The 8088-nt window shown below is 59.1% G+C and carries 8 protein-coding genes and 1 pseudogene; 6 read left to right on the top strand and 3 right to left on the bottom strand.

Going from position 1 to position 8088, the window contains the following annotated elements:
* The coding region (locus AB5Y84_RS15415) for a GFA family protein (RefSeq protein WP_368177306.1) at positions 1–367 on the top strand (367 nt) is incomplete at its 5' end.
* Between the two features lie 31 nt (positions 368–398).
* Positions 399–1007: a histidine phosphatase family protein gene (locus tag AB5Y84_RS15410; RefSeq protein WP_368177305.1), complete on the top strand. Its 609-nt coding sequence runs from the start codon at positions 399–401 to the stop codon at positions 1005–1007.
* 132 nt (positions 1008–1139) lie between these two features.
* Here AB5Y84_RS15410 and AB5Y84_RS15405 read toward each other — a convergent pair whose 3' ends face one another.
* Both AB5Y84_RS15405 and smrB read right to left on the bottom strand, forming a co-directional pair.
* Positions 1140–2435: a diguanylate cyclase gene (locus tag AB5Y84_RS15405; RefSeq protein WP_013723774.1), complete on the bottom strand. Its 1296-nt coding sequence runs from the start codon at positions 2433–2435 to the stop codon at positions 1140–1142.
* Between the two features lie 57 nt (positions 2436–2492).
* Positions 2493–3017: an endonuclease SmrB gene (gene smrB / locus AB5Y84_RS15400; RefSeq protein WP_005333198.1), complete on the bottom strand. Its 525-nt coding sequence runs from the start codon at positions 3015–3017 to the stop codon at positions 2493–2495.
* An 82-nt stretch (positions 3018–3099) separates the two neighbouring features.
* Between smrB and prmB the strand changes: the two genes are divergently transcribed.
* Entirely contained in the window at positions 3100–4035 is a 936-nt protein-coding gene (gene prmB, locus AB5Y84_RS15395) for a 50S ribosomal protein L3 N(5)-glutamine methyltransferase (protein WP_005360393.1), read from the top strand.
* A 12-nt stretch (positions 4036–4047) separates the two neighbouring features.
* Complete coding sequence (gene aroC, locus AB5Y84_RS15390; protein WP_368177304.1) at positions 4048–5136, top strand: chorismate synthase; 1089 nt, start codon at positions 4048–4050, stop codon at positions 5134–5136.
* A 111-nt stretch (positions 5137–5247) separates the two neighbouring features.
* On the opposite strand, the gene AB5Y84_RS15385 is transcribed toward aroC, so the two are convergent.
* Positions 5248–6078, bottom strand: a complete 831-nt coding sequence (locus AB5Y84_RS15385) for a substrate-binding periplasmic protein (RefSeq protein ID WP_368177303.1) — start codon at positions 6076–6078, stop codon at positions 5248–5250.
* Between the two features lie 348 nt (positions 6079–6426).
* Between AB5Y84_RS15385 and AB5Y84_RS15380 the strand changes: the two genes are divergently transcribed.
* Together AB5Y84_RS15380 and AB5Y84_RS15375 are read left to right on the top strand one after the other, a co-directional pair.
* Complete coding sequence (locus AB5Y84_RS15380) at positions 6427–7827, top strand: DEAD/DEAH box helicase (protein ID WP_139411756.1); 1401 nt, start codon at positions 6427–6429, stop codon at positions 7825–7827.
* Between the two features lie 133 nt (positions 7828–7960).
* Positions 7961–8088, top strand: a pseudogene (locus tag AB5Y84_RS15375) (IS3 family transposase); the annotation flags it as partial.

Here is an 8088-nt window from a genome sequence, read left to right as displayed (position 1 = left end):
CGGGGCGATCCGTTATGAGATGCTGACTGCACCTTTTGCGGCCGATTTTTGTCACTGTCGGGATTGCCAGCGCACCACGGGGGCACCGGTCGGGGCCTGGATGGACTTTCACGCCGAACAGGTGCAGTGGTTATGCGGCAAACCGACCGAGTATGCGTCTTCAGATTTTATCCGACGGGGATTTTGCGCCGAGTGTGGCTCCACCCTCACGTATCGCAGCACCCAGTACCCTGACTATCTCACGTTGGCTATCGCCTCTCTCGATAATCCAGAGGCTATTGCGCCAACCTATCACATCCATACTGACAGCCAGCTGCCCTGGTTGTCGATCCAGGACGAGCATCCCCGTTATCGTAAAGGGAAGTAAAACCAAGGTAGCCCCAACAAGGGAGGTTGACATGGAGCTGGTAGTTATCCGCCATGGCGAGACGCAAGCCAATGCGGAAGGACGGTATCAGGGTGCACTGGATATCGGGCTTAATGAGAGTGGCCAGAGGCACATTGCCCGATTGGCTGACGAGATAGCGGCCACTCAGGCCCCGTTCGATCGGCTGCTGGCGTCCCCGCTGCTGCGAACAAGGGAGAGTGCTGCCATCTTGTCTCGTCAGCTGGGATTGCCTGTGGAGCTTGTGCCTGCCTTTCGTGAGTGGGATGTCGGCCTGTTTGAAGGGCTAACGCAGGTAGAGGCGAGAACACGCTATCCCGAACTGTGGGCGCGCAATATCACTAGGCGCTGGGCTGAAGCTCCTCCCGGTGGTGAAACCATTGATGAGGTGATTGGCCGGGTCTCGCAGGGACTCACGGAACTTGCTTCGACCATGCAAGGGGAGCGGATACTGCTGGTGGCGCACGGTGTGGTCGCCAAGGTGATCCGCGCCGTAACGATTGCCGGTTTTGATGACTTCTTTGAGTGGCAATTGCCCAACGGCGGCATGCTGTCGGTGAGGCTCTCTCTGGCTGATGGTGGCCCACTGCGCTTTAGCCGTCCCCTTGATGGTGGTGATTGAAAAGTGCACCAAAAGCAGAACGAAACAAGCAGCGCTACCGAAGAGAGTAACGCTGCTTTTTGTGTACGTTGCGGTTGGTTGTCTCTGCAGGCACAGGTTAGCTGTGTCACCAGAGGGTAGGGGCGTGCGCCATCAGGTCGGCTCCGGTTCCTCTTTGCGGCAGCAGTTGCGCCCCTGTTTCTTGGCCAAATAGAGGGCGGTGTCGGCTCGTCTAACCATCTTCTCTACAGTGTCATGGCTGCCCTTGCTGGCGCTGATCCCGATACTGATGGTGAGGGAGATCTCAAGAGCCCCCTCCAGTGCATGGTGCTGGGATTCGATGGCTAGCCTGATCCGCTCGGCGCTGGCCCAGGCGAGCTCGAGGGAGGTTTCCGGGAGCAGCACGATAAACTCTTCGCCACCCCAGCGACCCAGCATGTCCACCTCCCGCAGCTGTTTGCTGATCCGTTTCACCAGACTCAGGATCGCCAGATCTCCCTGCTGATGGCCAAAGGTGTCGTTGACTTCCTTGAAGTGGTCGATATCGATCAGCAGCAGGCTCATGGTATGGCCGAAACGCTGGCAGCGCTGCATCTCGGCGTTGACCAGCTCGTTGAAGCGGCGCCGGTTGGCAATGCCGGTCAGGGGATCCGTGGTGGCGGCGACCTTCAACTCCTCCACCAGTCGGGCTCGCTCCGAGATATCCCGCAAGATGGCGGTCATCTCGGTGGTCGGGCCCAGATTGATCTTGGCGATGGTCACCTCCAGCGGAAATTCGCTGCCGTCTCGGCGCAGACCCATCACTGAGGCGCGGGCATGCATCGGGCGCGAATTGATGGGGGAGCTGCTGAAGGCTTTGAAATAGGTTTCGTGATTGGCGCGAAAACGCTGAGGAAGCAGGGTTTCCAGCCGCTTGCCGAGATAGCTCTCGTCGATGCCGAACATCTCGCAGGCGGCGGTATTGATAAGCTCGATGCGTGACTCGCTGCTGACACTGATGATGCCGTCATAGGCGGAGTTGACCACCGCTTCGAAGCGACGGCGACTGGTGGTGAGCGCCTCTTCCAGCTGCATCCTGGCGGTGATGTCGATAGCGGTCACGATGATCCGGTTGATCCGTGCCTGCTCGGGGATGATGGGGGAGAGAATAAAGCGCCACCAACTGGTACGTGACAGGCTGTCGATAGGCAGCTCGCTCTCGAGCCCGGTCTGCATGCGCACACATTCGTGCATTGGCGGCTCGATGGTATTGGTGATGTAGCGGGGAAACATCTCGCTCAACTGTTTGCCAATGCTGCCAAGGACATCCAGCTCGAACGCCTTGGCAAAGGTATCGTTGGCAGAGACCAGCACAAAGTGATCATCCTTGTCGAGGCTGAACACCGCCACGGCTGCGCCGATGGCGTCGAGAGATGACTTTATGTCGGCATGGGAACCCTGTGTAAACATGCGACCTCCACGGCGAATAACATATTGATATTCAGTATAGTGTGGTCGTTTGGCTAACTACTCTTCGATATCCAGCAACACCAGAATGGCGCTGTCGCCACCCCATTCGCGGGGGGCCTGATGGAAGGCGCGCACATTGGGGTGCTGGGCCAGCCAGCTGGGAATGCGCTGCTTGAGAATATGTTTGCCGATGCCGTGCATCACCGAGGCGACGTGAATGTTCTCTTTTTGGCAGAGGGTGAGCAGGGCCGCCAGCTCCTGTTTTGCCTGCTGCTGGTTCATGCCGTGCAGATCCAGGTAGATCTCCGGCGGATAAATCCCCCGCTTGAGCTTTTTCAGCTCAAATTTTGACACATCTTCCCGCACGTAACGGGTCGGCCCATCATCGTCGAGATGGGGCTGATACTCATCGCTGAAATAGTGGTCAACCCCAAGCTTTTCGCGGGTTTCGCGCAATTCGCGTTTCTGCTTGACCGGGCGTAACTCGGCCCTTATGGTATCTTGCTTGATTTTCCGGGTACCTTTTATCGCATCGCGGAACAGCAGGGTTTCCTCGTCTGTCGGTGAGGGCGTTTTTTTCATCAGATGCTCATGTATTAGGTATGCGTCTTGCCCGCAACGTAAACGGGGCTCGGGCCGGATATTACTCGACTTGGAGGTGGATTTGGACAAGATATTTATCGATGAGGTGGTTGCCGAGATGCACACCATCCAGGACATGTTGCGTTGGGCCATGAGTCGTTTCAACGACGCCGGGATTTTTTACGGTCATGGAACCGACAACGCCTGGGATGAAGCTGTGCAGCTGGTACTGCCCGCGTTACATCTGCCACCGGATGTAGACCCGGCCATGCGCCACTCCCGTCTCACCAGCAGCGAGCGTCACCGTATCGCCGAGCTGATTATCCGCCGCGTACAGGAGCGGGTACCGGCCGCCTATCTGACCAACAAGGCCTGGTATGCCGGTTGGGAGTTCTACGTGGACGAGCGGGTGCTCATTCCCCGTTCCCCCATTGCCGAGATGGTGGCCAACCGTTTCGCGCCCTTCCTCAAACATGAACCGACCCGGATCATGGACCTGTGCACCGGCTCCGGCTGTATCGCCATCATCATGGCCCACGAGTTCCCGGAAGCGGAAGTGGATGCCATCGACATCAGCATCGATGCGCTGAACGTGGCCGAGCGCAATATCAACGATCACGGGCTGGAGCAGCAGGTCATTCCGATCCGCTCCGATCTGTTCCGCGATCTGCCGGCGGGCGACAAGTACGATCTCATCGTCTCCAATCCGCCCTATGTGGACTCCGAAGATATGTCGGATCTGCCGGACGAGTTCCGTCACGAGCCCGAGCTGGCGCTGGCGTCCGGCTCCGATGGTCTCAAGCTGACCAAGCGTTTGCTGGCCCATGCGGCAGATTTCCTCAAGGATAACGGCGTGCTGGTGGTCGAAGTGGGCAACAGCATGATCCATCTGGAAGCCCAGTTCCCCGAGATCCCCTTTACCTGGGTTGAATTCGAAAACGGCGGCCACGGCGTCTTTGTGATGACCCGTGACGAGCTGGTGCAGTATCAGGATCATTTCGCCATCTACAAGAACTAAGCAGGAGCGCGCATGGCAGGGAACAGTTTTGGTCAACTCTTTCGGGTCACCACCTTTGGCGAGAGTCACGGCCTGGCGCTGGGCGCCGTGGTTGATGGCTGCCCGCCTGGGCTGGAGATCAGCGAGGCGGATCTGCAGGGGGATCTGGATCGGCGCAAGCCGGGCACTTCCCGCTACACCACGCCGCGCCGCGAGCCGGACGAGGTGAAGATCCTCTCCGGGGTGTTCGAGGGCAAGACCACCGGCACCTCCATCGGGCTGCTCATCGAGAATACCGATCAGCGCTCCAAGGATTACTCCGACATCAAGGATCTGTTCCGGCCGGGTCACGCTGACTACACCTACCACCAGAAGTATGGTCAGCGGGACTATCGCGGTGGTGGTCGCTCCTCGGCACGCGAGACCGCGATGCGGGTAGCGGCGGGGGCAATCGCCAAGAAGTACCTCAAACAGGTGCATGGCATTGAGATCACCGGTTTTCTCTCCCAGCTCGGCCCCATCAAGGCCGAGGCGTTTGACGCGGCGCAGATTGAACAGAATCCCTTCTTCTTCCCCGATGCGGGCAAGCTGGAAGAACTGGATCAATACATGCGTGACCTGAAAAAAGAGGGCAACAGTATCGGTGCCAAGGTGCAGGTCATTGCGCGCCATGTGCCGGTGGGTCTCGGTGAGCCGGTATTTGATCGCCTCGACGCCGACATTGCCCACGCCATGATGGGCATCAATGCGGTGAAAGGGGTGGAGATCGGTGACGGCTTTGCGGTAGTGGAGCAAAAAGGCTCCGAGCATCGCGACGAGATGACCCCGGCGGGCTTTGCCAGCAACCATGCGGGCGGCATTCTGGGCGGTATTTCGTCAGGTCAGGATATCGTGGTGAGCATGGCGCTCAAACCGACTTCCAGTATCACTGTGCCTGGCAAGACCATCAATACCGAAGGCGAGGCCATCGAGATGATCACCAAGGGTCGTCACGATCCTTGTGTCGGCATTCGCGCCGTACCCATCGCCGAAGCCATGCTGGCGCTGGTGTTGATGGATCACCTGCTGCGCCATCGCGCCCAGAATCAGGGGGTGTTTACCCATACCCCGCAGCTGCGCTGATCGCTGTTGCTGCACATCGACTGATCGCTCCCTGTTTGGGGAGCAAGTTCGACAATACCAAAAAGGCGACCTTCGGGTCGCCTTTGCTATTTCAGGTGGTGGCTTATCCCGTCAATGCTTGCGGAGAGTGCGGGTCAGCAGATCCGCGGCGCCCGGATCGGCATTGAGGCGACACCTGGGGGGCGAGAACTTGTTGTGGGGTTTGGGCAAGGCATGAATGGCCTCGTTGACTTTGAGGATCTGTTCTTCGCTCACGCTGTTTTTGGCAAACATCAGACTGACCGGCTGGTGGTGTAGCAACAGCTGGCAGCTGATAAACTCTTCGGCCCCCAGTTGGGCCAGCCGGTAGCGGGCATATTGCCACTCCATGATGATGCCATCGAGGCGGCGAGCCAGCAGCAGATCGATCATCCGCTCATCGGCGTTGTATTCGGTCGCCATTTTAAGCGCCGGGCAGCTATCCATCTGATGCATGGGGCGAGTGCCGCGTAACTTGCCTATCTTGAGCCCTTTCTCGTTGCACAACGCGGGCAGATTATCGAGCTGCGCCCAGCGATCCTGATGGCCGGGAATCGGGTCATTGCTCAGCAGCACATAGGCACTCTGGCGGTAGGGGGTCGAGAAGCGGGCATAGCTCTGGCGCTCCGGCAGGGGGAGGGCGGCCATCGCCACATCCAGCTGATCGTGTTCTACCAGATGCAGTGCCCGCGCCCAGGGAAGTTCGCGAAACTTGGGGGCAAAGCCCGCCTGGGTGAGGATCTGGCGGGTCAGGCTGACATCCAGCCCATCCAGCTCACCCCGGTTGTTGATTTGGCTGAAGGGGGGCCAGTGACTCCAGGCCACGGTCAGGGTCTGACTGGCCTGCAGCGCAGGGCTTAGCAGCAGAAGCAGCAGGCCAATCCTTGCCTGCCAGCTGCCGCGGGGACGATATAGCGTGGTCATAGCTAAACCTCGTTATTGTGTTCTTCTATCCCGTGCGTTTGCCCCGCGAGCCATGCCTGCGAGGGCTGATATTATGTTGCCAGTTAATAGTGTGGTGCGTGCTACATCAATCAACGGGATTATTCGGGGGGGAGATGGGGGATTTTCTCTTCGTGCTGGGAGGAGCATCACATTTTTCTCGTTTATCCCGAGCAACTCCGTTAGACTGCGCCTCTATTCTTTCCCCTTTGCTCTGCTCCCCGGGGAAATCGTTGTTTTCTCAATAGGCCCAGATCTTGTGAGATGGCATCGGCTCAGCAGAGGAGCCCCACCACAAATCCCCGGCGCCCCTATCTCTAGCAGGTAATTATGAGTTTTACTTCCCTCGGTCTGGCCGAACCCTTGTTGCGTGCCGTTGCCGAACAAGGCTACGACACCCCGTCTCCCATTCAGCAGCAAGCGATCCCCGCCGTTCTGGCTGGCCGCGATCTGATGGCGGCGGCCCAAACAGGGACCGGCAAGACCGCAGGCTTTACCCTGCCGATGCTGCAACGTCTGATGGAGAGCAAGCGCAAGGTTTCTCCGAACCGCATTCGTGCGCTGGTGCTGACCCCGACTCGCGAGCTGGCCGCCCAGGTGGGCGAGAGCGTGCGTAACTACGGCAAACACCTGCCGATGCGCAGCCACGTGGTCTTCGGCGGCGTCAGCATCAATCCGCAGATGATGGCGACTCGCCGTGGTCTGGACGTGCTGGTGGCCTGTCCTGGCCGCCTGATGGATCTTTACAACCAGAACGCCGTCAAGTTCGACGAGGTGGAGATCCTGGTACTGGACGAAGCGGATCGCATGCTCGACATGGGCTTTATCCGCGACATCCGCCGCATCCTGGCTCTGATGCCGAAGAAGCGTCAGAACCTGCTCTTCTCCGCCACCTTCGCCGACGAGATCCGCGAACTGGCCACCGGTCTGCTGGATAACCCGGCGGTGATCGAAGTCGCCCCGCGCAACAGCACTGCCGAGCGTATCGAGCAGCTGGTGCATCCGTGCGACAAGGCCAACAAGATCGCGCTGCTGAGTCATCTGGTCACCAGCAACAACTGGCAGCAGGTACTGGTGTTCACCCGTACCAAGCACATGGCCAACCGCGTTGCCGAAACCCTTGACAAGAACGGCGTCAGCGCCGCCGCCATCCACGGCAACAAGAGCCAGGGTGCCCGTACTCGTGCACTGGCCGGTTTCAAGGATGGTAGCGTCAAGGTGCTGGTGGCGACCGACATCGCCGCCCGTGGTCTGGACATCGACAAGCTGCCGCAAGTGGTCAACTTCGAGCTGCCGAACGTAGCGGAAGATTACGTGCACCGTATCGGCCGTACCGGCCGTGCCGGTGCTGCCGGTCACGCCATATCCTTGGTTGCTGCCGACGAAGGGAAGCTTATCAAGGCGATCGAGCGTCTGACCAAGCAGAACATTCCGTGCGAGCAGGTGACCGGTTTTGAAGCTTCCCGCGAGACCCTCGACAACATCGCCCGTGGTATCGGCGCGCCGCTGCGCAAAGAGCCCCGCGATCCGAGCGAGCAGCGCCGTGCACCGCGTCCGCAAGGTCAAGGCCAGCGTCAAGGTGCCGGTCGTTCCGCCTCCAATGGCAATGCGGGTGGTGCACGTACCGGTAACGGTGGCAAGCCCAAGCCGCAAGGTGGTCAGCGTCCGGCTGATGGCGCTGGCAAACCGGCTCAGGCCCGTCGTCCACGTCGCTCTACCCACAACCAGTAAGCGGCTCGGGAGTTTGACTCCCCAGCTATGCGGTTGACTGAAAAAGCCCTGCCAATCTGGCAGGGCTTTTTGTTTTTTTCTGTCCCGTCCTGAATATGGTTTACACCTTTCCCCCCAATAAATGGAGAGCCCGATGGGACAAGGTGTGAAACGGACACAGCGCGATTACTCGCTGACTTTTAAACTGGCGCTGGTCGAGCAGATTGAAAAAGGCGAGCTCACCTACAAACAGGCTCAGGTGCGTTATGGCATTCAGGGCCG

The sequence above is a fragment of the Aeromonas sp. s11 genome (assembly GCF_040907945.1).
Taxonomy (GTDB): Bacteria; Pseudomonadota; Gammaproteobacteria; order Enterobacterales; family Aeromonadaceae; genus Aeromonas; species Aeromonas veronii.
Note: the sequence above shows the minus strand (reverse complement) of the source record. Positions and strands in the feature narration are given on the sequence as shown.

Excerpts from the sequence above, each read along its gene's own strand:
- AB5Y84_RS15405 (WP_013723774.1), bottom strand. The coding sequence starts at position 2,435 with ATGTTTACACAGGGTTCCCATGCCGACATAAAGTCATCTCTCGACGCC.
- AB5Y84_RS15380 (WP_139411756.1), top strand. The coding sequence starts at position 6,427 with ATGAGTTTTACTTCCCTCGGTCTGGCCGAACCCTTGTTGCGTGCCGTT.
- AB5Y84_RS15385 (WP_368177303.1), bottom strand. The coding sequence starts at position 6,078 with ATGACCACGCTATATCGTCCCCGCGGCAGCTGGCAGGCAAGGATTGGC.
- AB5Y84_RS15410 (WP_368177305.1), top strand. The coding sequence starts at position 399 with ATGGAGCTGGTAGTTATCCGCCATGGCGAGACGCAAGCCAATGCGGAA.
- smrB (WP_005333198.1), bottom strand. The coding sequence starts at position 3,017 with ATGAAAAAAACGCCCTCACCGACAGACGAGGAAACCCTGCTGTTCCGC.
- aroC (WP_368177304.1), top strand. The coding sequence starts at position 4,048 with ATGGCAGGGAACAGTTTTGGTCAACTCTTTCGGGTCACCACCTTTGGC.